This window comes from Vibrio coralliilyticus, from assembly GCF_024449095.1.
Lineage (GTDB): Bacteria > Pseudomonadota > Gammaproteobacteria > Enterobacterales > Vibrionaceae > Vibrio > Vibrio coralliilyticus_A.
Map to the genome: position 1 here is coordinate 2682465 of NZ_CP024627.1, position 26854 is coordinate 2709318.

Genomic DNA, 26854 nt, shown 5'->3' on the forward strand with positions numbered 1-26854 from the left:
TTATCATCTTTTTCTCAGTGGTTTTTTCGTACCATTGAGACTATTTTCATCGCATCAAGCGTTTGTTCAAAATCGTGAACTCGGATGATTTGAGCCCCTTTCATCGCCGCGATTGTAGCGCATGCTACGCTAGCTGACACGCACTCCGTGGGTGCTTTGTCGAGCAGCTTGAAGATCATAGATTTTCTCGACATTCCCGCTAGTATTGGCAAGCCAAATTGATGAAGTTCTTCTAGATGAGACAGCATCTGATAGTTGTGCTCTAGTGTTTTTCCAAAACCAAACCCGGGATCGAGTATGAGCTGTTCTCGTGCGATACCTACCTCTTCACACGCCTTAATACGCTCGTGAAGAAACTTTTCCACTTCTTTGAGCAGATCATCATAATGTGGATTGGCTTGCATAGTGCGAGGTTGGCCTTGCATATGCATGAGACAAACCGGTAATCCAGTCGCGGCTGCGACTTCAAGCGCATTAGGTTCTTGAAGTGCTCGCACATCGTTAATGATGTCAGCTCCGGCTTCAGCCGCTTGCCTCATCACTTCAGCTTTGCTGGTATCAATTGAGATCCACACATCAGAAAATGTACGAATCGCTTTAATCACAGGAATAGTTCGCTGTAATTCTTCTTCTAAATCAACATCAGGAGCTCCTGGACGAGTCGACTCGCCACCGATATCAATAATGGTGATGCCGGCATCAATCATACGTCGAGCTTGATTAAGTGCATCGTCTAATGCTTGAAACTGACCGCCATCAGAAAAAGAATCCGGCGTTACATTTAATATCCCCATCACTTGGGGTTCAGATAAATCGAGAGTTTTATTGTTTGCTTTTAATATCATAAACACAAAAACCCCGAGTTTCCTCGGGGTTTCTCTTAATCAAATACACTATTCTGAGTCTTTCTTCTCAGTCGCTTCTGCTGAAGTGTTCTCTTGTGAAGCAGTTGGCTCTTCGTCTTTTGCTTCACTTGGTGACTCTTTCTCTTCTACCTTATTCTCAGGCTTGGATTCTGGCTTATTACCACTATTATCACTCCAACCTGCTGGTTCACGAATTTCAGCTTTACGCTCCATCAAATCATCAATTTGACCTGCATCGATGGTTTCGTATTTCATTAATGCATCCTTCATTGCATGCATAATGTCCATGTTTTCTTCAAGAATTTTCTTAGCACGTTCGTAGTTGCGATCAATGATACTACGCACTTCGTCGTCAATGAGCTTAGCCGTATCATCTGACATGTGCTTCGTTTGCGTTACGCTGCGACCAAGAAAAACTTCGCCTTCATCTTCTGCGTAAAGTAACGGACCTAACTTTTCGGAGAAACCCCATTGAGTCACCATCTTGCGCGCAATATCGGTTGCACGTTCGATATCATTAGAAGCCCCAGTCGATACTTTGTCCGCGCCGTAGATAAGCTCTTCAGCAAGACGACCGCCGTATAGGCTAGAAACCATTGACTCTAAGTGCTGGCGAGACATGCTCACTCGGTCTTGCTCAGGCAAGTACATCGTCACACCTAACGCACGGCCACGTGGAATGATAGAAACCTTATAAACTGGATCATGTTCAGGAACCAAACGACCAACAATCGCGTGACCCGCTTCATGGTAAGCCGTAGACTCTTTCGTCTCTTCCGACATCACCATAGAACGGCGCTCAGCACCCATCATGATCTTGTCTTTGGCCAATTCAAACTCAACCATAGAAACGTTACGCTTGTTACCACGCGCTGCAAACAAGGCTGCTTCGTTAACTAGGTTAGCTAGATCAGCACCCGAGAAGCCTGGTGTACCACGAGCGATAAGAGATGGCTCTACATCACCAGCTAGTGGTACTTTACGCATGTGAACTTTAAGAATCTGTTCACGACCACGAACGTCTGGTAGACCAACAACCACTTGACGGTCAAAACGACCAGGACGAAGTAGAGCAGGGTCAAGAACGTCTGGACGGTTGGTTGCAGCGATAACAATAATACCTTCGTTACCTTCAAAACCATCCATTTCAACCAGCATTTGGTTTAGTGTTTGCTCACGTTCATCGTGACCGCCACCCACGCCGGCGCCACGCTGACGACCAACTGCATCAATCTCGTCAATAAAGATGATACAAGGTGCTGCTTTTTTCGCTTGTTCGAACATGTCACGTACACGAGATGCACCAACACCAACGAACATTTCCACAAAGTCAGAACCAGAAATGGTAAAAAATGGTACTTTCGCTTCACCGGCAATCGCTTTAGCCAAAAGCGTCTTACCTGTACCAGGAGGGCCAACCATCAAAACACCAGTTGGGATCTTACCGCCCAACTTCTGGAAGCGGCTTGGATCACGCAGGTAATCTACCAGCTCTTTAACGTCTTCTTTCGCTTCATCACAACCAGCAACATCGCCGAATGTGGTTTTGATTTGCTCTTCGCTCATCATACGAGCTTTGCTCTTACCGAAAGACATGGCACCTTTACCGCCACCGCCTTGCATTTGACGCATGAAGAAAATCCATACACCAATCAGTAAAATCATTGGGAACCAAGAAATAAAGATCGTGCCAAGTAAGCTCTGCTCTTCTGGAGGAGTACCTTGCACTTTCACATTCTGGTTAATCAGGTCATCCAGCAATTTCTGGTCATAGACCGGCATGTAAGTAACATAACGCGAGCCACCGCCACGACGAGTGAAAGTGATTTCCTCGCCTTTAAATGTTGCTTCCTGAATCTGGCCTTGGCCAACTTCCTGTACAAACGTGGTGTAATCAACCGCTCTGCCGTTACTTTCCCCAGGGCCAAAGCTCTGGAAAACCGACATCAAGACTACGGCGATCACAAGCCACAGAATTAAATTTTTTGCCATGTCACTCAAGGTGTCAGCCTCGCGATAACTAATTGTAATTAAAGGTAGGGTACTACAGTTTGTTGACTGTAGCTACAGTGTTAACTGCTGCTCTGTAGAGCAAATAGTTAACCTTTGTAACCAGTGGCTACAATAAATACTTCTCGGGAGCGAGCCCTTGAAGAATCAGGTTTACGGATTTTCACGACTTTGAACATTTCACGAACGTCTTTAACGTATTGATCGAAGCCTTCGCCCTGAAATACTTTAACAACAAAACTACCATTGGGCGCAAGAACTTGTCGACACATATCTAAAGCTAATTCGACCAAATACATAGCTCGTGGCTGATCAACCGAATTATTCCCAGCAATGTTTGGCGCCATATCTGACATCACAACATTGACCATAGAAGGTTGGATTCTATCCAGTAACGCTTCTAATACAGCATCTTCACGGAAGTCTCCCTGTAAAAAGCTCACTCCAGCAATAGGATCCATTGGAAGTAAATCACACGCGATGATTTTACCTTCATCACCTACTATCTTAGCAGCATATTGAGACCAACCACCGGGAGCCGCACCTAAATCGACGACAGTCATCCCAGATTTGAGTATTTTGTCTTTGTTTTGAATCTCTTCCATCTTGAAATAGGCTCGTGAACGGTAGCCTTTTTTACGCGCTTCATTCGCGAATTTATCATCAAAATGTTCTTTCAACCAACGGCCAGAGCTTGCCGAATGTTTCTGTTTACTCATTCGATTCCTAACTAATAGAGGGACCAACTTACCCAATAAATTATAGTCTTCAAGGGTAGATGGCGTTAAAATGGTATTTTTCAACCCTTATAGTAAAGAAAATTGGCCGCGTAATGAACCTAAGCACCAAACAAAAACAGCATCTAAAAGGCCTAGCGCACAGTCTAAAACCTGTTGTGCTTATGGGCGCAAATGGACTCACTGAGGCTGTTCTAGCGGAAATCGAAATTGCTCTTAATCACCATGAGTTGATTAAAGTAAAAGTAGCCTCTGAAGATCGCGAAACGAAAAACCTGATTATTGAAGCTATCGTTCGCGAAACTGGCGCAGAAAAAGTACAAGTCATCGGTAAGACACTGGTTCTGTATCGTCAGACTGAAGATCGTAAAATCGAATTACCACGTAAATAAAGTGGATTGAGATTTTAACGGTATAAAAAAGGTCGCACTCAGCGACCTTTTTAGTTTCAGGTGAAAAGAGTTTTACACATACTCAACACTGTCGATTTCGAAATCACGATCACCACCTGGTGTAGAAATCACAACTTCATCACCTTCCATCTTGCCAATTAAACCACGGGCGATTGGTGAACTCACAGAAATACGACCTGCTTTAATATCTGCTTCGTCGTCACCGACAATCTGGTACGTTTTCTCTTCTTCAGTGTCACAGTCAATAAGTGTCACTGTCGAACCAAAGATAACCTTGCCTGAGTTATCCATTTTAGTGACGTCAATAACCTGAGCTACCGATAGCTTGTATTCGATGTCACGGATTTGTGCTTCGCAGATCCCCTGCTCTTCACGGGCTGCATGGTACTCCGCATTTTCTTTCAGGTCACCGAGTTCACGCGCTTCTGCAATAGCTTCAGAAATCTGTGGACGAAGCTTTAGTAGTCGGTCTAATTCTTCGCGCAGCTTTTGTTCACCGCGCACTGTCATTGGGACTTTTTCCATTGTTTACCTCATTGCCAAAGCTATCTTTGGACAAAACAAAACTACCTAATCCTGTGGATTAGGTAGTGGGTTAACTAATCAATTTCCTTTAGTGTAAACAAAGTTAACGACTAAATCATCTGAATTCAATACTCATAACTTTTACGTCTTCAATATGATAATTCAATCAGCTAAATAGCTCCGCAAAATTCTTTTTATAGTTCAACTATTGAATAAAAAAATCTAAATAACAGATATATAAAGAAGCGATAAGAAACCAAAAATAATAATTAAAATACAATAACTTGAGCATTTTTTACATTAAATAAAACACTGTTCATTAGCCCAATTTATATCATTTTACTAACTCATCAAGGAACTTTGACGGTACAACAATGCACACCAAATGCTCTATGGCACTCAATGTGTGTTGTGTTTCTTATTCCACTGTGCACTTGGGCTATAGAACGGAAGAAAGGAAAAAGTGAAACGAACAACAACGTTAAACATTTTCTCCAAACTATTTATGGACAGTAAATTAGGACTTATAAGATGAACAAAACTCTGATCGCTCTAGCAGTTTCTGCAGCAGCAGTGGCAACTGGCGCAAACGCAGCGGAAATCTACAACCAAGACGGTAACACTATCGAAATGGGTGGTCGTGCTGAAGCTCGCCTATCGCTAAAAGATGGCAAAGCTGAAGATAACTCTCGCGTACGCCTAAACTTCCTTGGTACAGCTCAGATCACTGACAGCCTATACGGTGTCGGCTTCTACGAAGGTGAGTTCACTACGAACGAAAATGGTGGCGCTACAGACAGCAGCACGGACACTCTAACAAACCGTTACCTGTATGGTGGACTTGGTGGTAAGTTCGGTGAGGTGACTTACGGTAAAAACGAAGGTGCCCTAGGCGTGTTAACAGACTTTACCGATATCATGGCTTACCACGGTAACTCTGCAGCAGACAAACTAGCTGTAGCTGATCGTTCAGACAATATGATCTCTTACAAAGGCCAATTTGCTGACCTAGGTCTAAAAGCAAGCTACCGTTTTGCTGACCGCACAGAAGACACAACAAACCCTGGTTCATACACAGATAACGATGCAGATGGCTACTCTCTATCAGCAATCTACGCAATCGGTGAAACTGGCGTTAAGCTAGGTGCTGGTTACGCAGCTCAAGACGAAGCTAACGAGTACATGGGTACTGCGTCATACTCAATCAATGACCTTTACTTTGCTGGTATCTACACTGACGGTGAAAAGCAGCTTTCTAACTCAAAGAGCACTGTTGACTACACGGGGTACGAACTTGCAGCGGCTTATACTATGGGTCAGACTGTATTCTCGACTACCTACAACAACGCAGAAACTAACAACGAGACTTCTGCTGACAATGTAGCAATCGATGCAACCTACTACTTTAAGCCTAATTTCCGTGGTTACGTTTCTTACAACTTTAACCTAATCAGTGAAGGCGACAAGATCGGCTCTGTTGACACTACAGTTGGTAACGCAACTAAGATCCAATCAGAAGACGAAATTGCTCTAGGTCTACGTTACGACTTCTAATTAGTCACTAACTAAAGCGCTGATAGTATGTCCCTTGAACCCCGAGTTGGTGTTCAAGGGACATTTTCCATTTAGCCTTACGAAGCAGAGCTACTCTTCTAGGACAATATTTGCACTTTCCTCGACCTTATGCTGTCGTCCAAGCATGAGTAAGCAGGGCGTCAATACCAGCGTTAGTACCGTTGCAAACGCTAGTCCTCCTGCAACGGCAGTCGCCAATTGCGACCACCACTGGGTACTTGGAGCACCAAATTCGATTTTCTGATTAATCAGGTCGATATTCATTTCTAGCACCATTGGCAAAAGACCAAGAATGGTCGTCACTGTCGTTAACAAAACAGGACGTAAGCGCTGTACTCCAGTCCTTAAAATTGCATCTCGTTTATCCAAACCTCTCTTAAGAAGCTGATTGTAGGTATCAATCAAAACAATGTTGTTATTCACGACGATACCCGCCAGAGCAATCACACCTATCCCCGACATAATGACACCAAACGGCTTTTGAAAAATAAGTAGGCCGACAAACACACCAACAGTAGAGAATAGCACTGCACTGAGGATCAAAAATGCCTGATAAAAACTATTAAATTGAGTGATCAATATCAGTGCCATCACTACGAGTGCAACCAAAAATGCTTTTTGTAAGAAAGCTGAAGAGTTCTCTTGCTCTTCATTCTGACCGCGGATCTTAAACTCTACACCCTCAGGTAAATCCATTTCAGCCAAGGCCTTTTCGATTTTCGGTAGTTCCAACGCTAAGTTGTAACCTTCTTTCATGTCGGCAAAAATATTGATCACTCTATGCCCGTCTATACGACGAATAGTATCCTGCTTATGATCTGGAATGATGCTGGCAAAGTTGGTGATGGGTACCATACCCGCTGCTGTTTTGACTTTAAGCTGATCGAAACGGCCAATATCACGCTTATCTTCTGGGTAACGCACCAGAATATCGACCTCTTCCGTGGCATCATCTGGCAAGTAATCCCCCAGCTTAAGTCCATTGGTGACAAACTGAACCGTGTTACCAACTAAGGTGGCATCAGCTAGGAATCGGGACGCGTCATCTCGGCGAATATCTATCTGCCAGTCAATCCCCTCTTTACTCGATGTATCACTAATATTGGTGAAAGCAGGGTACGCATCTGCCCAATGACGAACCATTTTAGCCGCGCGATCTAGTTCTCCAGGAATACGTGTCGACATTTCAATAACCAGATCATGCTCCACAGGCGGCCCGGCATCTGGGAACTTGTACTCGATTTCTACCCCAGCATATTGGTCGGTTGCTTGCTTTAGTTCATCAATAATGGTCTTCACTTTACGGCGATATTGCCAATCCACTGGCGTGATCTGAATCTGCCCGATTTCATCATCCCCACCCGTTTTGGTATAAACGCTTTCAAATTCGTCATGACCAAGCATTACTGCCTCGATATCACGCATGATGACGTCTTTCTCGTTTATCGACAGATCGCCATAAGAACGCACTTTTACAGTAAAAAATGGTGGGTCCACTTCAGGGAAGAACTCCGCGCCTAAGCCCGCTTTGGCATAGGTGAAACCAACTCCCACAGCAAGTAAAATCGCACTTAATAGAATTTTGAGCGGGTGGCGTAAAGCCAGTTTAAGCGTTTCATAATACAGCTTGGTGAGCCCGGTGGCCTTGGAAAAGTCGCCGTCGTGCAGAGCGACCATTTTCTCACGTTGCTGTTTAGTCACATGTTGTGGCTTACCAATCAAACCGCCTAGTACAGGAACAAACAACAATGCCATCGCCAATGACGCAGCCAATGTCGCAATCAGTGTCAAAGGCAGGTATTTCATAAACTCGCCAGTAATATCTGGCCAGAACAATAGCGGCGCAAATGCCGCTAAAGTTGTCGCAGTAGACGCGGTAATAGGCCATGCCATGCGTTTAGCAGCATCCCGATATGCATCTCGACGCGGCGTGCCTTCTTGCATGCGCCGATCCGCAAACTCTGTCACCACAATTGCCCCGTCCACCAGCATACCGACCGCCATTATCAGAGAGAACAGCACTACGATATTAACCGTCAGGCCAAATACAGAAAGCACCAATAGCCCCGTGAGAAAAGAACCAGGAATGGAGACGCCCACCAATAAGGCCGTTCGGACACCTAAGATTGCGATGATCACCACAACAACTAGAATGATCGCTGACAAAATATTGTTTTGCAGATCATTGAGCATCATTTTGACGTCTTTAGACTGATCCCAAGTGTATTTGACCTGCAAATTATTCGGCCAGTCTGCGCGTTTTTGTCCTTCCTCCATCACCTTCTTGAGCAAAGCGACAGTCTCAATGATATTTTCACCGGCGCGCTTTTTCACATCCAAAACAATCGCCGATTTACCGTCAAGACGCGCGTAGCTTTCAGGATCGCGAAACGCTCTGCGCACTGTTGCGACATCACCGAAAGTGATCACTTGTTTCCCATCAACCTTAACTGGCAACTCAAGAACATCTTTTAACGAGTCGAATACGGAGGGGACTTTCACCGAAAAGCGGCCATAACCGGTATCAACAAATCCTGCCGCTACAACTCGGTTGTTAAGAGCAATCAAGTTATAGATATCCGCTTGGTCTAATCCGTAGCTTTCCATCAATAAAGGGTCAACAACGATCTCGACTATGTCTTCTCTGTCACCAGCGATCTCGACTTCTAAGATCTGACGAAAACTCTCCAGCTTATCTCTGAGTTGACGGGCAATTTGCACTATGGTGCGCTCAGGTACGGTACCGTACAAAACCACCGTTAGCGCTGGCTCTTCTGAAGCAAACGTCACCTCATTGACCGTCGGTTCATCACTGTCTTCCGGTAGTTTTGGTTTTGCTAAATCAACCGCTTCTCGTACATCCGCCATGGCTTTATTCAGATCCACACCGACGCTGAACTCTAACTGCACGGAAGCATGCCCTTCTGAAGCGGTTGAGGTCATTTCCTTAACCCCTTCAATTGAACGTAACTCCTGTTCAATCGGACGAACCAAGAGACGCTCGGCATCGGTCGGCGAAATTCCCTGATGCCCCACGGAGACATAGATTATTGGAATGGTAATATCCGGGCTGGACTCTTTCGGTACCGTCAGGTAAGTCATAACGCCAGCGATCAGGACGAAAACGAGCAGCACTAGCATGGTTCGAGTACGGGATAAGGCCGCATCAATTAAGGCGTACATAATGACTCCTTATTATTACTGTTCGACAGCGATAACTCGATCGCCATCTCGCACAAAGCCTTGCCCTGTGGTGATAATACTGACCTGCTCACCCAAGCCTGTCAGCCACACACCATCCTGCTCGGCCTTGACTAGCTGAATCGGAACAAAATGAACGCGTTTATCCACTAATGTTTTGACTCCTAGGTTGCCCGAATCATCCAGTGCCAACATCGCAGGGGTCACTTTCACCGCCAGTTGCTGTTTCAGACTCAGCTCAACCTCGGCACTAATCCCTGCGGGAATCTGCTGCTGTGGGTTGGGTAACACGATTTCAATCGGGAAAGTATTAGTAGAAGGAGAAGATACCCGTGAAATGTAACGTACTTTTCCCTCCAGCGTTTCATCACCAATAAAACTGACTGATGCTGATTGGTTAAGGGTCAAGTCTTGAATGTGGCGCTCGCTGACATCCGCTTCAATAACAATTTTGCTAAGGTCGATCAATGTCGCCACTGGATCGCCAACCCCAACAAAGTCACCTAATTCAATCGATAAACTATCGACAATGCCACTAAACGGAGCTGTCACCACTGTATTTCTCAATGCGATGTTCGCATTACTCACCATGGCTCGAGCTTCAACCAAGGCAGCCTCGGCATTACTAAACGCGACTTCACCTTGCAAACCTTTATTTTTCAATGATTGAGCCGCTTTGTACTCTTTCTCACGCACTTTAAGCATGGCTTTTGCTCGCTCAAGTTGAATCTCGAGATCACCTTTATCAATTAAAGCAATCACTTGGCCTTGTTTAACACTGGAGCCTTTGCGCACTTTGATTTCAATAATTTTCCCTGCAATTTCAGCCCCCAGTTGGGCTTGCTTATCTGGTGCTGTTCGACCATATAAATCAATCGATTTGTGGGTGTTTTGAGCTGTAAAGTTTTGGAAAGCGACTTTGGCAAGCGGTACTCCCTCTTCCTGATGATTTGCGTGACCATCATCGGCTTTGAGTGTTCCTAGCCCGAGCCAAATAGACAGAAGTAGAATGATAAATAGTGACACTATATAAGGTCTGACCGCGAGAAAGCGGAGAAGTGAGAATCTGCCCATAACAATCCTTTGCTGAGTAAAAGCACCAACTTTAATAAGCTCAGGATATTAATTAACCAATAAAAAATAAAATACAGTTGGACAGTAATCTAGCCGAGGTCTCAGTTCTGACCTAGTTGCATAGAATATGCAGAGACTAAAAAGCCGCGACTTAGCGCGGCTCTTCAAATTAGACTTTTACGTTAGACGCTAAATGAAGCGCCACATCCGCACGTTGTCGTGGCATTGGGGTTATTGACGAAGAAACGAGAACCTTCCAAACCCTCAGTATAATCAACCTGACCACCGACTAGGTACTGTAAACTCATCGGGTCAACGACGAGTGTCACACCGCTATTAACAATGGTTGTATCACCATCATTAACGTTTTCATCAAAGGTGAAACCGTACTGGAAACCACTACAACCACCACCCGTGATATAAACACGTAGCTTTAGGTTCGGGTTTTCTTCTTCAGCAATGAGCGCACCAACACGTTGTGCCGCTGCATCTGAAAATGTTAGTGGGATATTTAATTCGCTCACGATGACCTCTCTCACTCGTGTAAATCCAATCGCTATTAGCAGGATTGGATAAATCATCTTTGTATAATCGAGTCATTATCTAATACCTGAGTTATCCGTTCAAGTATTCGCCACCTCTGACGGCTTTTTTTCACAAAAACACCGCCTTCCTGATGGAAAACTGCCCATAATGTGGCGCAAAGCGTTTTCTTGAACCGGAATCGGCAGGTACAATGCCAGCCAAATTGGTCCGAGCAATCAGAAGAGGATATATCCATGACCAAATCAGCAGAGCTTTACGAAAAAGCACAACAAACCATTCCTGGTGGCGTTAATTCTCCAGTACGTGCTTTCAACGGCGTTGGCGGTGCACCTATCTTTGTAGAACGTGCAGATGGCCCGTTAATTTTCGATGCTGATGGTAAAGCTTACATTGATTATGTTGGTTCTTGGGGCCCGATGATCCTTGGCCACAACCATGCAGTCATCCGCGAAGCCGTGATTGAAGCCGCGCAGCGTGGTCTAAGCTTTGGTGCGCCGACTGAAATGGAAATCCAAATGGCAGAGCTGGTTTCTGAGCTGGTACCATCCATGGAACAAGTCCGCATGGTGAGTTCAGGTACAGAAGCCACAATGAGTGCCATCCGCCTTGCACGTGGCTTCACCGGTCGCGATAAAATCATCAAGTTCGAAGGCTGCTACCATGGCCATGCCGACAGTTTGTTGGTTAAAGCAGGTTCTGGCGCATTAACACTTGGTCAACCAAGCTCACCAGGTGTTCCTGCGGATTTTGCAAAGCACACGCTCACAGCCACGTTTAATGACTTGGATTCGGTTCGCGAGCTTTTTGCTGCCAATAAAGGCGAGATCGCTTGTATCATCGTTGAACCCGTCGCGGGCAATATGAACTGTATCCCACCAGTCGCAGGTTTCCACGAAGGTCTGCGTCAAATCTGTGATGAAGAAGGCGCACTGCTGATCTTTGATGAAGTTATGACAGGTTTCCGTGTCGCCTTAGGAGGTGCTCAAGGTCATTACAACATTAAGCCAGATATCACCACGCTTGGTAAAGTTATCGGTGGCGGTATGCCTGTGGGGGCCTTTGGTGGCCGTAAAGACGTGATGCAATACATTGCGCCAACAGGCCCGGTTTATCAGGCAGGTACCTTGTCAGGCAACCCGGTAGCGATGGCTGCGGGTTACGCTTGTCTGAGCTTACTTAAAGAGGAAGGTAACGAAAAGCGCCTTGCTTCAAAAACCAAACAACTGGCTGAAGGTTTTAAAGCTCTAGCGGAACAGCACGGGATTCCAATGGTGGTTAACCAAGTTGGCGGTATGTTTGGTTTCTTCTTTACTGACCAACAAGAAATAACTTGCTACGAAGACGTGACTAAGTGTGATATCGAACGCTTTAAGCGCTTCTTCCACCTAATGCTAGAACACGGGGTTTATTTAGCACCGTCTGCATTTGAAGCGAGTTTTACTTCATTAGCACACGGCAGTAAAGAGATTGACGCAACTTTAGAAGCGGCCGATCGCTGTCTTGCCATTCTGGCTAAAGAGGCGTAATAACCTCTTTTAACTGACAAAAAGGCTGCAATTGCAGCCTTTTTATTGCCAGTTCACGATCACTAACACTAAGAGAGAAATCATAATCACAGAAAACCATGGTATCTTCCGCTTCTGCTTTGTACTCCCGCCACAAGCTTTTTTATCGTTACAACAGCCCATAATTTTTACCCTCCGCTGATAACATTTTGATTTTACATTGAAGACGCAGTGTTTTGCGGCCATTATACTTCTATCGCGACGAATCATTGGACAACTAACGTGTCAGAAAAACTCAAAATAACTTCCAGTCATAGAGTGTTGATTATTGCCCTGCTTGCTGCTGGCCTTGCATGTTTCTTATTAGTTGAACCTTACATCAACTCAATTGTGATGGCGTTTATCATCTCACTGCTCATGTTTCCGATTCATGAATGGATTGAGAACCGGATGCCAAATTACAGAAACCTCGCTTCACTACTATCCTGTACCTTACTCACTGTCATCATAGTACTGCCTTTACTGTTTGTTTTTGCCGCGATCGTTCAACAAGGCTCCTCCTTTTCGCAAAATGTCTATCAATGGGTAACTCATGGTGGTATCCAAGCGTTATTTGAACATCCTTGGGTCATTAAAGGTTTGTCACTCATCAACACCTACTTACCTTTTGATGAAGTTCAACCTCAAGAAATCGGCCAGAAAGTCGCCCAATTTGCAACGTCATTTGGCTCTAACCTTGTCGGTATCAGTGCCAAAATACTGGGAGATGCGACTAACTTCCTACTCAACTTTTTCCTGATGTTATTTGTTTTATTCTTCTTACTTCGCGATCACGACAAAATCATCGCGGCGATTCGCCATATTTTGCCACTCTCGCGCAGCCAAGAAGACAAGCTGCTGGATGAAGTTGAACAAGTTTCAAAATCCGCGGTAATGGGATCTTTTCTCACAGCGATTGCACAGGGGGTCGCTGGGGGTATCGGTATGTGGCTCGCAGGCTTTCCCGGTTTATTCTGGGGTACGATGATGGGTTTTGCTTCTTTTATACCGGTTGTAGGGACAGCCTTAATTTGGATTCCGGCCGCGGCTTACCTATTTCTGACCGGAGACACCACCTGGGCAATATTCCTCACTATTTGGAGTGTGGCGGTTGTTGGTTCAATCGATAATCTGCTAAGACCATTACTCATGCAAGGCAGTGCAGGCATGAACACCTTAATGATCTTCTTTTCTTTGTTAGGTGGTCTTCATTTATTCGGTTTAATTGGCCTTATCTACGGCCCACTGATTTTCGCCATTACTATGGTGCTATTTAATATTTATGAGGAAGAGTTTAAAGACTTCCTTGATGAACAAGATCAGAACTAAGATCTAGGAAACAGGAAAACTTCAAGAATGTGGGGGATTATGCGAAAATCCCCCGTCTTTTTCTGTCAGAGTTCACTATGTCTGCTTACATTGCCCCAAGCCAAATCGCACAACGACAGCTCGCCTACTTTGCAGGCAAGCATGTTCTCGTCGCCGGAGAATCAGAAGATCTATTTCCGGTTGAACTGACCAAACATTGTGAATCCGTTACTGTGTTCACAACTCACTATGGTTACTACCGTCAGCTAGAATCCTACACCCAGCTCACGACTGTATTTGGTGCTGAATTTGATCAGCCAACTCAAGCAGATATGATCTTACTTTACTGGCCAAAAGCGAAAGCAGAAGCGGAGTTTTTGCTGGCAATGCTATTCGCCAAGCTAGGTCCAGGCACGGAAATTGTGGTCGTCGGCGAAAACCGTTCAGGGGTAAAAAGCATTGAAAAGATGTTTAAAGCTTATGGCCCAATTAATAAGTTTGACTCAGCAAGGCGATGCTCTTTTTACTGGGGGCAATGCCTTGAACAGCCCGCCCAGTTTAACCTCAAAGACTGGTTTAAGCAGTATCAAGTCAGCTACCAAGGCCACGACTTGACAGTAAAAAGCCTACCTGGGGTATTCAGCCACGGTCAGTTTGATGTGGGCAGTAAACTGCTCCTTGATACACTGCCATCCTTGACCGGGAAAGTACTCGACTTTGGCTGTGGAGCCGGTGTGATTGGCTCAGTCATGGCCACAATCAATTCAGACATCGAACTGGAAATGTGTGACATCAGCGCACTGGCGGTCGAATCAAGCAAAGCCACTTTAGAAGCAAACGGATTGAAAGGTTGCGTATTTGCCTCTGATATTTACTCTGGCACCAGCAATGATTACCACTTCATTATCAGCAACCCTCCTTTCCATGCAGGTCTAGATACCAGTTACAGTGCGACAGAAACCTTGTTAGCTGATGCACCAAAGTACCTGAATACACAGGGGCAGTTACTGATTGTGGCGAATAGTTTCCTCAAATACCCACCCATTATTCAACAAGCGTTTGGTAATTGCGAGACGCTAAATAAGACCAATAAATTCGCGATTTATTACGCGAAGAAATAACTAGCTAGCCCGATTCAAACCTGTATATCGGGCTTATCTCACCCCGCTACGCTAAATTTGCGCATCCCTCCACGCTTTAAATCAGACTTACTTGTCAAAGTAAAAAAACTCGTTAATTTTGTCATTCTAGGAAAGTGACATTTTACTTGGGCATTGTATGCCTATCTTGATTACGGAAAGTCTCGTTAGCTCATGTTTAAGTTGTATCGAAAACAAAAATTCAAGCGCCTGCAACATACTTTGATGCTAGCGTTTTTGGTGCTCAGCATTACCCCTCTCACCATTATCGCTATCTTCTTTTTACAATCTCACACCAAAGATCTGCAAGAACAAAGCACTTCGCACTTGCTCTCAGTACGCGACAGCAAACAGCAACAAGTCGTCGATTATATGTATGCAAAAGAATCTGAAGTCATGGGGTTCGTTCGTTCAGAATTGGCTTATGCGAGCGGTGGACGCTTTTATGGATTGGTCAATGCTTTTCGTAGCTTAGGGTTAGATATTGAACAAGCACGTGACTACGCCCAACGACGTTATATTCAAGGTTCAGGCGATCAAATAAAAACATCCATTCTTCCTCAGTCTAAGGTTTATAGTGGTACTGAACGCTACCGCCTACTGCATAAACGCTACCATCGTGCTTACCTAGAGCTTCTCAAACGCTCTGACTTTGACGACGTCCTCCTAGTTGATTTAGAAGGTAATGTCACCTATTCGATCTACAAACACGATAACTACGGTACTAACCTCCTCACTGGTCGTTTCCGCGATAGCAACCTAGGCAAAACTTTCCATAAGCTCAAAACTCAAGTCACCGAAAAGCGTAAGACCAATGAAGATTATACCCCTGTTATCATTTCTGATTTTGAAATGGATAAAGGGAAACCCGTTGCTTGGCTAGGTGCGCCCATAATTCAGCAAGGTTACCTCCATAGCTATGCCATGTTCCGCTTACCGAATAATGGCATCACTAAGCTGATCGCTGATACCAACAATGCTTCAGCTATGAAAACCTTGTTGGTAGGTGCCGACCATCGTTCACGCACCATGGCTTATGAGCAAGAAGACATCGACAAAAGTCGCGAAGTCGTAGACTTAGCGCTATCAGGAAGAACGGAAGTAGGTACTTACATCAATACAGTTGGAGAAGCGACTATTGCCGCTTACAGCCCGATATCTTTCAAAGGTGTAGAATGGGCAATTGTGGTTGAAGTTCCAGAAAAAGAAGCCTTTGCTCGAGTGAATCAGCTCGAAACCCTCTTCATCTTCGCCATGTTATGTGCAATTGTACTGGTAGTCGCGGCATCGCATTACTTATCCAACTTTATTACCGCACCGCTTCTTAAGTTGACTTGGGCTGCAGAGAAAGTCTCAGCTGGCGACCTTGACACCGATATCATCAATACTGAGCGTAAAGATGAAATTGGTCGTCTCGCGGTGAGCTTTGAACGTATGCAACGCTCCATCCGTGACAAAATGCAGCTCATCAAACAGCAAAATGAAGAACTGGAAAGCAATCTAAAACTGATTCAGAAGCAAAATGATGAATTACAGCTAGCCAACAAACTCAAAGACGAGTTTCTTGCCACAACTTCCCATGAATTACGCACGCCTTTGCATGGCATGGTTGGGATTGCCGAAGCCCTGATTTCAGGTGCGAATGGCCCCATCACCGCCAGCCACAAATATCAACTTGATATCATCATCAGTAGTGGTCAAAGGCTGGCAACCTTAGTCGATGATTTACTTGATTATCACAAAATGCGTTATGGTAATCTGGATATCGAAACCCGCGCAGTGGACATTTCTGGCGCAACACGATTGGTTTTGGAGCTGTCTTCTCACCTTGTCGGTAACAAGCCAATTCGCATTATCAACCAAGTTCCTACCGATCCTCTTTGGGTCAGTGCGGATCCACAACGTCTTGAGCAGGTACTGTATAACTTGGTTGGCAATGCCATTAAGTACACCAGTGAAGGCAAAATCGTCATATCTGCCACTCAGGTTGATGATAATATCCGCGTACAAGTTGTCGATACTGGCCAAGGTATACCAGCCGATCAACTGGAACATATCTTTGAGCCACTCATTCAAGCGGGTAGCGACAGCAGCCGCTATCGACAAGGGGCAGGGTTAGGCCTATCCATTAGCCGACAGTTAATTGATTTGATGCAAGGTACGCTCTATGTGAGCAGCCAGCCAATGGTCGGCACCACTTTCAGCTTCACTCTACCAATCGCATCAGTAGAGCAGATCGCTCAAATCAACGATATTGAGAACGCTCACTTCGTTGCACCGGAGAGCAATAATCTTGAACTCATAGAGAGTTCAAATTTGCCTGAAAACCCCGAAGGGCCATTGTTATTGATTGTGGATGACGAACCGGTCAACCTACGTGTGTTAGACAGCTTCCTCCGTTTAGAAGGTTACCGAGTACGTACGGCTAACAATGGGGAAGAAGCGATTGGCTCAGTTCGAGAAGAGAAGCCCGAACTTTTATTGCTCGATATCATGATGCCGGGTATGAGCGGCTATCAAGTGTGCGAAACGCTTCGACAAGATTACGACCACGCTCAATTACCTGTCATTATGCTGACTGCATTAAATCAGCCTGACGATCGTGTACGTGGTTTTGAAGCCGGAGCGAACGATTACTTATCAAAGCCATTCAATAAACAGGAACTCGCCGCTCGAATAACCGCACACTTAACCGCCAGTAAGGCGGAGCAGCGCAGAATTGAAAATCAACAATTACAAAATGAGCTTAAACAGCGCGCCATGGTTGAAGCTAGCCTGCTGGAAACCCAAGGACGATTACTAGAACAGTTAGAGTCTGCCCCAGAAGCTATTATCTGTGTGCGTGATGATAATAAAGTCCGTTTCACCAATGACGCGGCCTCAAGACTATTTAAGCGCACAACCGAGCAGCTTAGACGCTCCAGCGCCGATGAACTTATCGCACCCAAATACCTTAATGTAGAACAGCCGCATTATTGTGGAGTCATTGATATATACGTGGAAGATGTTCGTCAGCATTTATCTGCGGATATTCTAAAGCTTCCCGAGGGATCTGGGCTGAAATCCATGTATATTTTCGATGTCGGTGGTGGTGTGAATGCAGCACGCATTACCAATCTTGAAACAGCCATTGAAGCGCTTTCCAGCTATGCCTTCGAAGGCGACAAAGCCAAACTTCAGGAATTAAAAGAACTCGGAGGTGAGTTCACACGCTTGGCCGACCGCGTCACAACGGATAATAAGTCCAAACAGGAAATTATGCGTGAAGTATTGGTCGATTCCATGACAAGTGCCCTGAATTACTGGGAAAGTGTCACGGGCCAAAGTAAGTTTGCATTTGCAGAGCAAAGTGGTTTGTGGCGAGTGTACCTTGACCGCAGTACATTACAAACTCGAACTCTAGATAAATATCTACGAGTCGAGACGTTGCCTAAAACACCTCGCTGGCGAACCGTGTTGAGCTCATTAGAGTACATTTTGGAACACTGTAAAGAGATGAGCCCTGAGCGAACCCATATTGAAAACCTTCGTGACAAGCTTCAACACCTTCTCACCAGCTAAACAACCCAGTCTATTGATTAAGCCCGGAAACGGGCTTTTTTATTGCCTAAACCAAGCTATCGGCATACACCTTACGCACGTCGGCCACTGAGCCCAAAAGGGAGTTAAAGAGTTTTTACACAACATAAAACAACTCATATTCCCCTAGCAAAGACCGACAATTCAAATCAACTTAATAGAGAAAAGGGCCGTTACTTCACCAGGATTTAAAGAAAAGAATTCAGTTTGCGAACATAATCACAACAAGACGGCAGAATTAATTTTTCACTATAAATTAACCCTCCCCAACACTAGTGATAATGATCTCACATACAAACCAAATCAAAGACAGACCTTAAAAACAAAACCACAATAAGTTAGTGAGCACTCACATATAATTTTAAGATCAGTGAATAGTGCGAGTGAACTCAAATTTAACAATACGTCAACAACAGACTAAAAAAAGGACGAATCAACGTTATTAACGTCGTTTGGGTACTTTTTAACGTTTTTAACGAGAAAGCTAATTGCCAAATTTAACGTAAAGGTGTTTTCTTAACTTGCCTAAGGCCTACAGGCCACTCAATACCCTCGACTCCTTCGGTATGAGGGAATGAAGATTGAGGTAGGTGTTTAGGAAATGTCTATTTATTAAGAACCATCAACTTCCATACAGTGAAATGAAAGCAAATAGTAAGGAACAGCTATGCTTGCCAACATAAAAAAAACTGCACTAGCTACAGCAATTATTGCAACCGCGACAACTGGGTTTACTTCTGTCGCAACGGCTGCTGAGCGCAGTGAATTAACAGTACACCCTAAAGAGTTCACCACTTTTGTACGCAACTTTAACCCATTCCTAGGTGCCACTAACCTACACACAACAACGGACTTTCTATACGAACCCCTTGTTGTATTTAATGAAATGCACGGCAACACACCAGTATTCCGTTTGGCAGAAAACTTCAAAATGTCTGACGATCTTATGAGCGTAACGTTTGACATTCGCAAAGGGGTAAAGTGGTCAGATGGTGAGGCATTTGATGCGAACGACGTGGTTTACTCTTTTAATTTAGTTAAAGAAAAGCCAGAGCTTGACCAAAGTGGTATCAACTCATGGGTAGCTGGCGTTGAAAAGCTGAATGACTACCAAGTTAAGTTCCGCCTAACTGAAGCGAACTCAAACGTTCCTTACGAAATTGCCAAGGTACCTGTTGTTCCTGAACACGTTTGGAAAGACGTAAAAGATCCAGCCACTTTTACCAATGAGAATCCTGTTGGTTCAGGCCCTTTCACTGAGATCGATACCTTCACTGCGCAACTGTACATCCAGTGTCGCAATCCAAACTACTGGGATGCCGACAACCTAGAAGTCGATTGTCTTCGCGTGCCTCAAATTGCAAACAACGATCAGTTCCTAGGTAAAGTGGTTAACGGCGAAATGGATTGGACATCATCTTTCATTCCAGATATTGACCGCACCTACGCAGCCTCTAGTCCAAATCACCAGTACTGGTACCCACCAGCAGGTACTCAAGCATTCGTGATTAACTTTAAGAACCCAGACGCCGCGAAAAACGAAGCATTAACTAATGTCGATTTTCGCCGTGCATTCTCAATGGCTCTAGACCGTCAGACTATCATCGATATTGCCTTCTACGGTGGTGGCACAGTGAATGACTTTGCCTCTGGCCTCGGCTATGCCTTTGAAGCTTGGTCAGATGAAAAAGTTCACGACAAGTACAAAACATACAACACATACAACGTCAAGGGCGCTAAAGATCTTCTCAACAAAGCTGGCTTTAAAGATGTCAACAATGATGGTTTCGTCGATACCCCATCTGGCAAATCATTTGAGCTGCTAATTCAGTCACCAAATGGTTGGACAGACTTCAACAACACAGTTCAACTGGCAGTTGAACAGCTGGCCGAAGTGGGGATTAAAGCGAAAGCACGTACACCTGATTTCTCTGTCTACAATCAAGCTATGTTGGAAGGAACATACGACGTATCGTACACCAACTACTTCCACGGTGCAGATCCATATACTTACTGGAACAGTGCATACAACTCATCATTGCAATCTGGTGACGGCATGCCTCGCTTTGCTATGCACTTCTACAAAAACGATAAACTTGATGGACTTCTTAACAGCTTCTACAAAACCGCTGACAAGAGTGAGCAGCTAGAAATTGCTCATGGTATCCAGCAAATCATCGCCGCAGACCAAGTGACCGTGCCTGTTATGTCTGGTGCCTACATGTATCAGTACAACACAACACGCTTCACAGGTTGGTGGAATAAAGACAATCCGAAGGGCCGTCCAAACATTTGGGCTGGTATCCCTGAGCGTCTACTTCACGTACTGGACCTAAAACCAGTTAAGTAAGCGTTCAATCTTTGCGGTGCACATCCCGTGCACCGCTTTATCCCCCAAGCTTTTGACTATTTAAAGTATGGCGCCAGTCGTCAGGGGATTGTTCGCTCTCAATTTTGGCTTTTCGCTAGGAGCGACCTGAAACCAGAAACAGGAAATATCTGGGTCAGTAAGGTGTAAGTTATGGGCTATTTTTTAAGACGTTTGTCATTTTATTTTGTCGCACTATTAGTTGCAGCAACACTTAATTTTATTATTCCCCGGGCGATGCCGGGCGATCCGGTCACCATGATGTTCGCAAATGCATCAGTACAAGTGACCCCAGAGCGCATTGCCGCGATGAAAGAACTGCTCGGTTTTGTTGATGGTGGACTATTTGTTCAATACATCGCGTACATGAAGAACATTCTCAGCTGGGAGCTGGGAACATCGATTCAGTTTTACCCTTTATCTGTGAATGAGTTGCTAGGAAGTGCTTTTGGCTGGTCACTCTTTCTTGCGGGTACCGCCGTTGTTTTATCTTTTTCATTAGGTTCTATTCTCGGTATTTATGCCGCTTGGAAACGAGGCAGTAAGTACGATGCCTTCATTACTCCAGGAATGCTGATCATCCAAGCTGTACCACAAGTGGTGATAGCCATGCTCGCCATGTTCATCTTTGCTATTGGTTTGAAATGGTTCCCTACAGGGTATGCGTACACCGCTGGTACTTTACCTGACTGGACAAGCTGGGCGTTCATCAAAGACGTGGCTTATCACGCAGTTTTACCCCTATTCTGCGCTTCAGTTGTCCAAATAGGTGGCTTCCTCGTTAACATGCGAAACAACATGATTAACCTTCTTGCAGAAGATTACATCACCATGGCTAAAGGCAAAGGATTGAGCGAGAACCGCGTCGTGTTCAACTATGCCGCTCGTAACGCCTTATTACCGAGTGTCACCGCTTTATCAATGGCATTAGGTATGGCTATTGGTGGCCAGCTCATCATCGAAATCATCTTCAACTACCCAGGCCTAGGCTCGGTACTGTTCAATGCGATCAAAGCCCGTGATTATCAGGTGCTTCAAGGTCAATTACTGATCATGACGCTGTTTATGCTGTTCTTTAACCTGCTGGCTGACATGCTTTACGTTGTACTCGACCCTCGCCTACGTAAGGGAGGTAAATAATCATGAAGGGATTCATCAAACTCATCATAGGTAACCCAATCGCTTTGGTTGGTAGCATCATCATCAGTGTTTTTCTGTTCATCGCTCTTGCTGCACCGCTACTCAGTAAACACGCGCCTGATAAACGTACAGGTAACCCGCATGAATATCCTGCTTTTGTTGTTAAGGCTGCTCAAGCCAACCCAGATGGCTGGGTAGCAGAAAACCTTGCCACAGATCGCCGAACCCTGCTGATGTCAAAAAAAGCGGATCACACTCTCGGTACAACACGCATGGGACGTGATGTCTGGTCTCAATTTATCCATGGTGCGCGAGTATCTCTCGCCGTAGGTTTTGGTGCCGGTATCACCGTGTGTTTTCTCGCCACAGTGATTGGTATCTCTGCAGGCTACTTCGGGGGACGTATCGATGACATCCTAACCGCAGCGATGAACATCATGCTGGTCATTCCACAATACCCACTATTGTTCGTTCTCGCAGCCTTTATTGGCGAAGCGGGTCCATTAACCATTGCGATGATCATTGGCCTCACAGCTTGGGCTTGGGGAGCACGAGTCGTTCGCTCGCAAACCTTAGCTTTACGAGAAAAAGAGTTTGTTAAAGCGGCAGAGGTACTTGGTGAATCATCTTGGCGAATCATCTTTGTAGAGATCCTCCCTAACCTTATCCCGATTGTCGGTGCAAGTTTTATCGGTTCAGTTATGTACGCCATCATGATGGAAGCAACAATCTCATTTCTTGGATTAGGCGACCCGAATACGGTGAGTTGGGGCATCATGCTCTACAACGTTCAGACCTCATCTTCAATGTTGATTGGCGCTTGGTGGGAACTGTTTGCCCCTTGTGCTGCTCTAGTCCTACTCGTTACTGGCTTGGCCTTACTCAACTTCGCGGTCGATGAAATCGCCAATCCACAGCTGCGCTCTCACAAAGGGATGAAGCGCTGGAAAAAACTTGCTCAGCAAGACAAAAAAGAACGTGAGCCAGAATTGGCCCCACAAAGTGCACTTTGGAGCGGAGATAAATAATCATGACAGCACCACTCATTTCTATCCGTAACCTATGTGTTGACTATATTACGGCAGCTGGCGACGTCCGTGCTTGCAACAATGTCAGCTTTGATATAGCGCCTGGTGAAGTCTTCGGTTTGGCCGGAGAATCAGGTTGCGGAAAATCCACTGTGGCCTTCTCACTGATGCGCCTACATAAGCCACCCGCATTTATCACTGGCGGTGAAGTTATCTTCAATGGTGAGAACATTCTCAACTACAGCGATGAGCGTATGCAGGCCTTTCGCTGGAGTGAAATGTCAATGGTTTTCCAAAGTGCCATGAACGCATTAAACCCCGTTCTTCCGATGGAAGAGCAGTTTTGCGATGTGATCATGCGCCATACCAATATGACACGAGAACAAGCTCGTAATCGTGCTGAAGGCTTGTTGGAAATCGTCGATATTCATCCAAGTCGACTGACAGATTATCCACATCAGTTCTCCGGTGGTATGCGCCAGCGTTTAGTTATTGCAATTGCTTTGGCACTCAACCCTAAAATGATCATCATGGACGAACCCACTACGGCGTTAGATGTGGTCGTTCAGCGCGAGATTTTACAGAAAATCTACGCTCTGAAAGAAGAGTTTGGATTCTCAATCTTATTCATTACTCATGACCTTTCTTTGATGGTCGAGTTTTCTGATCGCATTGGCATCATGTACTCGGGTGAATTAATCGAAGTTGCTCCATCAAAGCAAATTCTCGAGAGCCCGTACCATCCATATACCAAAGGACTAGGTAGCTCTTTCCCTCCATTAACTGGCCCTAAAACTAAGTTAACTGGTATTCCAGGTAATCCGCTTAACTTGCTTGAAATCCCCCAAGGTTGTCGATTCCAAGCTCGCTGTGATCGCGTACATGAAACCTGTACCAAGATACCAACTCAACTGAAACAAATAGAGCCAAATCGTTTCTCAAACTGCCACCTTTATGGCGAACCTATCGCCCAAGCCAAACTCTAGCGCTGGCACGAGACAACAAAGTAAAAATACTGGAGAGAATGATGAGCAAAGAATTTGGCGAACTACTAATCGAAGGAAAAAATCTAGTTAAGGATTTTCCGATTAACAGCAATGCACTACAACAACCCATGATGCGTGCAATCAACGACGTATCATTCAGAATGTATAAAAGTCGTGGCCTTTCAGTGGTCGGCGAATCTGGTTCAGGTAAATCAACCACAGCCAAAATGATCGCAAAAATGTATGCCCCGACATCTGGAACCATTGAATACAAAGGAAGAGATATCAAAACGATTGATTCTCGATCTGATCTGATGGCTTACCGAGAAGGGGTTCAGATGGTGTGGCAAGACCCATTTGGATCTTTAAATCCAACCCACAACATTTTTCACCACATTGCCCGTCCATTACTGATTCACAAAAAAGTGAAGCCTGGTAATAAGAAAGAGCTTGAAGAGCGTGTTTACGATCTACTCGAACAAGTCGGGCTGATCCCGCCTAAAGAAACCTCTCAGAAATTTCCCCACCAACTATCTGGTGGGCAACGCCAAAGGGTTAATCTTGCGCGCAACATTGCCGTAGGTGCAGAGGTGGTACTAGCCGACGAACCAACATCAATGCTGGATGTGTCGATTCGAGCTGGTGTGCTCAACTTAATGGAAGAAATGAAATTTGAGAAGCAGATGTCACTGCTTTATATCACTCACGATATCGCTACAGCTCGTTACATTGCCGAAGATCTTGCCGTGATGTATGTGGGCCATATGGTTGAATGGGGGGACACCGAAGAGATAATTCACAACCCTCAGCATCCATACACCCAGCTATTGGTCTCAGCAGTACCAGATCCAAGCAAATCGATTCACGAAAAGTTAAAAGGCAATAAGGGCGAAATCCCTCTTTGGACTCCAAGTTCTCTAGGGTGCCCTTTCGCTGGACGTTGCCAACATGCCACTAGTCAATGCCGTGAGCAGCTTCCGGAAGTCACTCAACTGTCAGACAACCACTTTGTGCGCTGTTACTTGTACCAACACTAAAACAATATCGAAGTCAGCAAGAGTGGCTGGCTTCACCTAACCACTCGGAGATTTCAATGCTGCTACTTACTAACCACATTGGTTATGAATCCCTGGGACCAAAACAGGCTATTCTAATGGCAGATGTACCCAACCTACCATCTTCCACTGCCCTTTTGGTGTGTGCAGATAGTCATCAGACTGTTGCGTCACTGGATGTCGAGACTGGCACTCGAGTCGCAAATTGGCACCAGGGATATTTTTTTCGCATTGATTTTTCTAACATTCAGAAAGCTGGGCGCTACTACCTCACTTTTGATAACAGTCAGTCTGAGATCTTCTCCATCGCAAAAGATAGACTTCTAACGTCAACGCTTTCAGACGTACTGCACTATTTTAAATCCCAACGCTGCAGCGGCATCTACGATCGTCAGGATCAAAGTGTTCCACTGTTCAATACTGAAGAACGCGTGGATGTCAGTGGCGGTTGGTATGACGCATCAGGTGATGTCAGCAAATACCTAAGCCACCTTTCTTATGCTAACTACCTCAATCCTCAACAGATTCCAATTGTGGTTTGGAATATTCTTAAAGGCCTCGAGTTGAGCCAATCCAGTACTAGCTTGGCTTCCTACACTCGCTCAAGGATGGAAGAAGAAGCTCTATTTGGTGCTGATTTTTTGGTCAGAATGCAGCATAAGTCCGGTTATTTCTACACAACGGTATTTGATAAGTGGTCAAAAGATCCAGAGCAACGCGAAATTTGTGCCTACGCCACACAAGAAGGCCATAAATCAGAGGGTTTTCAAGCGGGCTTCCGCCAAGGCGCAGGAGCGAGCATTGCAGCGTTGGCAGCCGCCGCCCGATTAGGTAAAAAAGGAGAATTCAGCACTCAACGATACCTCCATACTGCTGAATTAGGCTACCAGCACCTCAAAGAGTGCAATCGCTACTACCTTGATGATGGTGAAGAAAATATCATTGATGAGTATTGCGCTTTGCTCGCCTCAACCGAGCTTTATAAGACCACACTCAATACTCACTATTTAGAGGAAAGTCGCGACTGGGCTCAACGTCTCACACAGCGCCAACACTCTGATGCTTACATTCAGCACTTCTGGTCGGCCAACAGCGATGGCTCTAGACCTTATTATCATGCAGCCGAAGCTGGGTTACCCGCGATTGCGTTGTGCCAATATTTAGAGATAGAAAACCGTTCAGATTTGTATGAATCCGTCTTAGCAACGCTCACACAAGCTTGCTATTTCGAGTTATCTATTACCCATAAAGTCGCTAACCCATTCGGCTATCCTCGTCAGTACGTCAAAGGGGTCAGCCAAAGCAAGCGTGACTCTTTTTTCATCGCGCAAGACAATGAGAGTGGTTACTGGTGGCAAGGAGAAAATGCTCGATTAGCCTCATTAGCCAGCATGGGATACCTTGCTCAAACTCACTTAACCGATACCAACCTCAAACAAGCATTAACTGATTTCTCACAGCACGCCCTTAACTGGATTCTTGGGTTAAATCCGTATGACATGTGTATGTTAGATGGTCATGGACATAACAACCCTAACTACTTACCCCATCTCGGTTTCTTTAATGCCAAAGGCGGTATTTGCAATGGTATCACTGCAGGATTTGATGACGCCGAAGGGATCGCTTTTAACCCTAATGAGCACAAAGATGACATGCTACAGAACTGGCGCTGGGGTGAGCAATGGCTCCCTCATGGCGCATGGTTCCTGCTAGCTATACTCGCCCAACACACGCATTTTCAATCCACGGAGAATCACTAA

The 26854-nt window shown here is 45.2% G+C and carries 19 protein-coding genes; 12 read left to right on the forward strand and 7 right to left on the reverse strand.

Translation table 11 applies throughout. The features are described from left to right. Positions 1–14: 14 nt before the first annotated feature. From folP to rlmE, 3 genes are all read right to left on the reverse strand, one after another. Positions 15–845 (reverse strand): dihydropteroate synthase, encoded by an 831-nt coding sequence (gene folP, locus CTT30_RS12635; RefSeq protein WP_239865194.1) that lies wholly within the window; start codon positions 843–845, stop codon positions 15–17. 48 nt (positions 846–893) lie between these two features. Beyond that, on the reverse strand, positions 894–2858 hold the full coding sequence (gene ftsH / locus CTT30_RS12640) for an ATP-dependent zinc metalloprotease FtsH (RefSeq protein WP_239837767.1): 1965 nt from the start codon (positions 2856–2858) through the stop codon (positions 894–896). Positions 2859–2965: 107 nt separating this feature from the next. Continuing rightward, complete coding sequence (rlmE, locus tag CTT30_RS12645) at positions 2966–3595, reverse strand: 23S rRNA (uridine(2552)-2'-O)-methyltransferase RlmE (RefSeq protein ID WP_239837768.1); 630 nt, start codon at positions 3593–3595, stop codon at positions 2966–2968. Positions 3596–3708: 113 nt separating this feature from the next. Here rlmE and yhbY point away from each other — a divergent pair, with 113 nt between their 5' ends. Then, on the forward strand, positions 3709–4005 hold the full coding sequence (yhbY, locus tag CTT30_RS12650) for a ribosome assembly RNA-binding protein YhbY (RefSeq protein WP_239837769.1): 297 nt from the start codon (positions 3709–3711) through the stop codon (positions 4003–4005). Between the two features lie 72 nt (positions 4006–4077). On the opposite strand, the gene greA is transcribed toward yhbY, so the two are convergent. Beyond that, on the reverse strand, positions 4078–4551 hold the full coding sequence (gene greA / locus CTT30_RS12655) for a transcription elongation factor GreA (RefSeq protein ID WP_239837770.1): 474 nt from the start codon (positions 4549–4551) through the stop codon (positions 4078–4080). A 531-nt stretch (positions 4552–5082) separates the two neighbouring features. Between greA and CTT30_RS12660 the strand changes: the two genes are divergently transcribed. Next, positions 5083–6105 (forward strand): porin, encoded by a 1023-nt coding sequence (locus CTT30_RS12660; protein WP_239837771.1) that lies wholly within the window; start codon positions 5083–5085, stop codon positions 6103–6105. 90 nt (positions 6106–6195) lie between these two features. Here the strand turns inward: CTT30_RS12660 and CTT30_RS12665 are convergent, their stop codons facing one another. The 3 genes from CTT30_RS12665 to erpA form a co-directional block, all read right to left on the reverse strand. Then, positions 6196–9309: an efflux RND transporter permease subunit gene (locus CTT30_RS12665; protein WP_252035317.1), complete on the reverse strand. Its 3114-nt coding sequence runs from the start codon at positions 9307–9309 to the stop codon at positions 6196–6198. Between the two features lie 15 nt (positions 9310–9324). Next, positions 9325–10401, reverse strand: a complete 1077-nt coding sequence (locus CTT30_RS12670) for an efflux RND transporter periplasmic adaptor subunit (protein WP_252035318.1) — start codon at positions 10399–10401, stop codon at positions 9325–9327. A gap of 182 nt (positions 10402–10583) precedes the next feature. Then, positions 10584–10925 carry an iron-sulfur cluster insertion protein ErpA gene (gene erpA, locus CTT30_RS12675; RefSeq protein ID WP_239837774.1) on the reverse strand — a complete coding sequence of 114 codons (342 nt, stop codon included), beginning with the start codon at positions 10923–10925 and terminating at the stop codon, positions 10584–10586. A gap of 255 nt (positions 10926–11180) precedes the next feature. On the opposite strand from erpA, the gene hemL reads away from it, so the two are divergent. The 10 genes from hemL to CTT30_RS12725 all read left to right on the forward strand — a co-directional run bounded on the left by hemL (position 11181) and on the right by CTT30_RS12725 (position 26854). Then, positions 11181–12473, forward strand: coding sequence for a glutamate-1-semialdehyde 2,1-aminomutase (hemL, locus tag CTT30_RS12680; protein WP_239875155.1), 1293 nt, complete (start codon positions 11181–11183; stop codon positions 12471–12473). Positions 12474–12734: 261 nt separating this feature from the next. Next, positions 12735–13820 (forward strand): AI-2E family transporter, encoded by a 1086-nt coding sequence (locus CTT30_RS12685; protein ID WP_239837776.1) that lies wholly within the window; start codon positions 12735–12737, stop codon positions 13818–13820. Positions 13821–13897: 77 nt separating this feature from the next. Further along, positions 13898–14920 carry a 16S rRNA (guanine(1207)-N(2))-methyltransferase RsmC gene (gene rsmC / locus CTT30_RS12690; RefSeq protein WP_252035319.1) on the forward strand — a complete coding sequence of 341 codons (1023 nt, stop codon included), beginning with the start codon at positions 13898–13900 and terminating at the stop codon, positions 14918–14920. 192 nt (positions 14921–15112) lie between these two features. Then, a complete protein-coding gene (locus tag CTT30_RS12695; protein ID WP_252035320.1) occupies positions 15113–18499 on the forward strand; it encodes a response regulator in 3387 nt (1128 codons plus the stop codon). 685 nt (positions 18500–19184) lie between these two features. Beyond that, a complete protein-coding gene (locus tag CTT30_RS12700) occupies positions 19185–20867 on the forward strand; it encodes an ABC transporter substrate-binding protein (RefSeq protein ID WP_239865205.1) in 1683 nt (560 codons plus the stop codon). A gap of 171 nt (positions 20868–21038) precedes the next feature. Next, the gene (locus CTT30_RS12705) at positions 21039–22025 is read left to right on the forward strand and encodes an ABC transporter permease (protein WP_239865206.1); all 987 of its coding nucleotides are present in this window, start codon (positions 21039–21041) and stop codon (positions 22023–22025) included. Positions 22026–22027: 2 nt separating this feature from the next. Continuing rightward, a complete protein-coding gene (locus tag CTT30_RS12710) occupies positions 22028–23053 on the forward strand; it encodes an ABC transporter permease (RefSeq protein ID WP_239865207.1) in 1026 nt (341 codons plus the stop codon). A gap of 2 nt (positions 23054–23055) precedes the next feature. Next, the gene (locus CTT30_RS12715; RefSeq protein ID WP_239837782.1) at positions 23056–24039 is read left to right on the forward strand and encodes an ABC transporter ATP-binding protein; all 984 of its coding nucleotides are present in this window, start codon (positions 23056–23058) and stop codon (positions 24037–24039) included. 41 nt (positions 24040–24080) lie between these two features. After that, complete coding sequence (locus CTT30_RS12720; RefSeq protein ID WP_239837783.1) at positions 24081–25076, forward strand: ABC transporter ATP-binding protein; 996 nt, start codon at positions 24081–24083, stop codon at positions 25074–25076. A 56-nt stretch (positions 25077–25132) separates the two neighbouring features. Further along, complete coding sequence (locus CTT30_RS12725) at positions 25133–26854, forward strand: glycoside hydrolase family 9 protein (protein ID WP_252035321.1); 1722 nt, start codon at positions 25133–25135, stop codon at positions 26852–26854.

Coding starts and splice junctions, on each gene's coding strand:
- folP (WP_239865194.1), bottom strand. CDS start 845: ATGATATTAAAAGCAAACAATAAAACTCTCGATTTATCTGAACCCCAA.
- ftsH (WP_239837767.1), bottom strand. CDS start 2,858: ATGGCAAAAAATTTAATTCTGTGGCTTGTGATCGCCGTAGTCTTGATG.
- rlmE (WP_239837768.1), bottom strand. CDS start 3,595: ATGAGTAAACAGAAACATTCGGCAAGCTCTGGCCGTTGGTTGAAAGAA.
- yhbY (WP_239837769.1), top strand. CDS start 3,709: ATGAACCTAAGCACCAAACAAAAACAGCATCTAAAAGGCCTAGCGCAC.
- greA (WP_239837770.1), bottom strand. CDS start 4,551: ATGGAAAAAGTCCCAATGACAGTGCGCGGTGAACAAAAGCTGCGCGAA.
- CTT30_RS12660 (WP_239837771.1), top strand. CDS start 5,083: ATGAACAAAACTCTGATCGCTCTAGCAGTTTCTGCAGCAGCAGTGGCA.
- CTT30_RS12665 (WP_252035317.1), bottom strand. CDS start 9,309: ATGTACGCCTTAATTGATGCGGCCTTATCCCGTACTCGAACCATGCTA.
- CTT30_RS12670 (WP_252035318.1), bottom strand. CDS start 10,401: ATGGGCAGATTCTCACTTCTCCGCTTTCTCGCGGTCAGACCTTATATA.
- hemL (WP_239875155.1), top strand. CDS start 11,181: ATGACCAAATCAGCAGAGCTTTACGAAAAAGCACAACAAACCATTCCT.
- rsmC (WP_252035319.1), top strand. CDS start 13,898: ATGTCTGCTTACATTGCCCCAAGCCAAATCGCACAACGACAGCTCGCC.
- CTT30_RS12695 (WP_252035320.1), top strand. CDS start 15,113: ATGTTTAAGTTGTATCGAAAACAAAAATTCAAGCGCCTGCAACATACT.
- CTT30_RS12700 (WP_239865205.1), top strand. CDS start 19,185: ATGCTTGCCAACATAAAAAAAACTGCACTAGCTACAGCAATTATTGCA.
- CTT30_RS12705 (WP_239865206.1), top strand. CDS start 21,039: ATGGGCTATTTTTTAAGACGTTTGTCATTTTATTTTGTCGCACTATTA.
- CTT30_RS12710 (WP_239865207.1), top strand. CDS start 22,028: ATGAAGGGATTCATCAAACTCATCATAGGTAACCCAATCGCTTTGGTT.
- CTT30_RS12715 (WP_239837782.1), top strand. CDS start 23,056: ATGACAGCACCACTCATTTCTATCCGTAACCTATGTGTTGACTATATT.
- CTT30_RS12720 (WP_239837783.1), top strand. CDS start 24,081: ATGAGCAAAGAATTTGGCGAACTACTAATCGAAGGAAAAAATCTAGTT.
- CTT30_RS12725 (WP_252035321.1), top strand. CDS start 25,133: ATGCTGCTACTTACTAACCACATTGGTTATGAATCCCTGGGACCAAAA.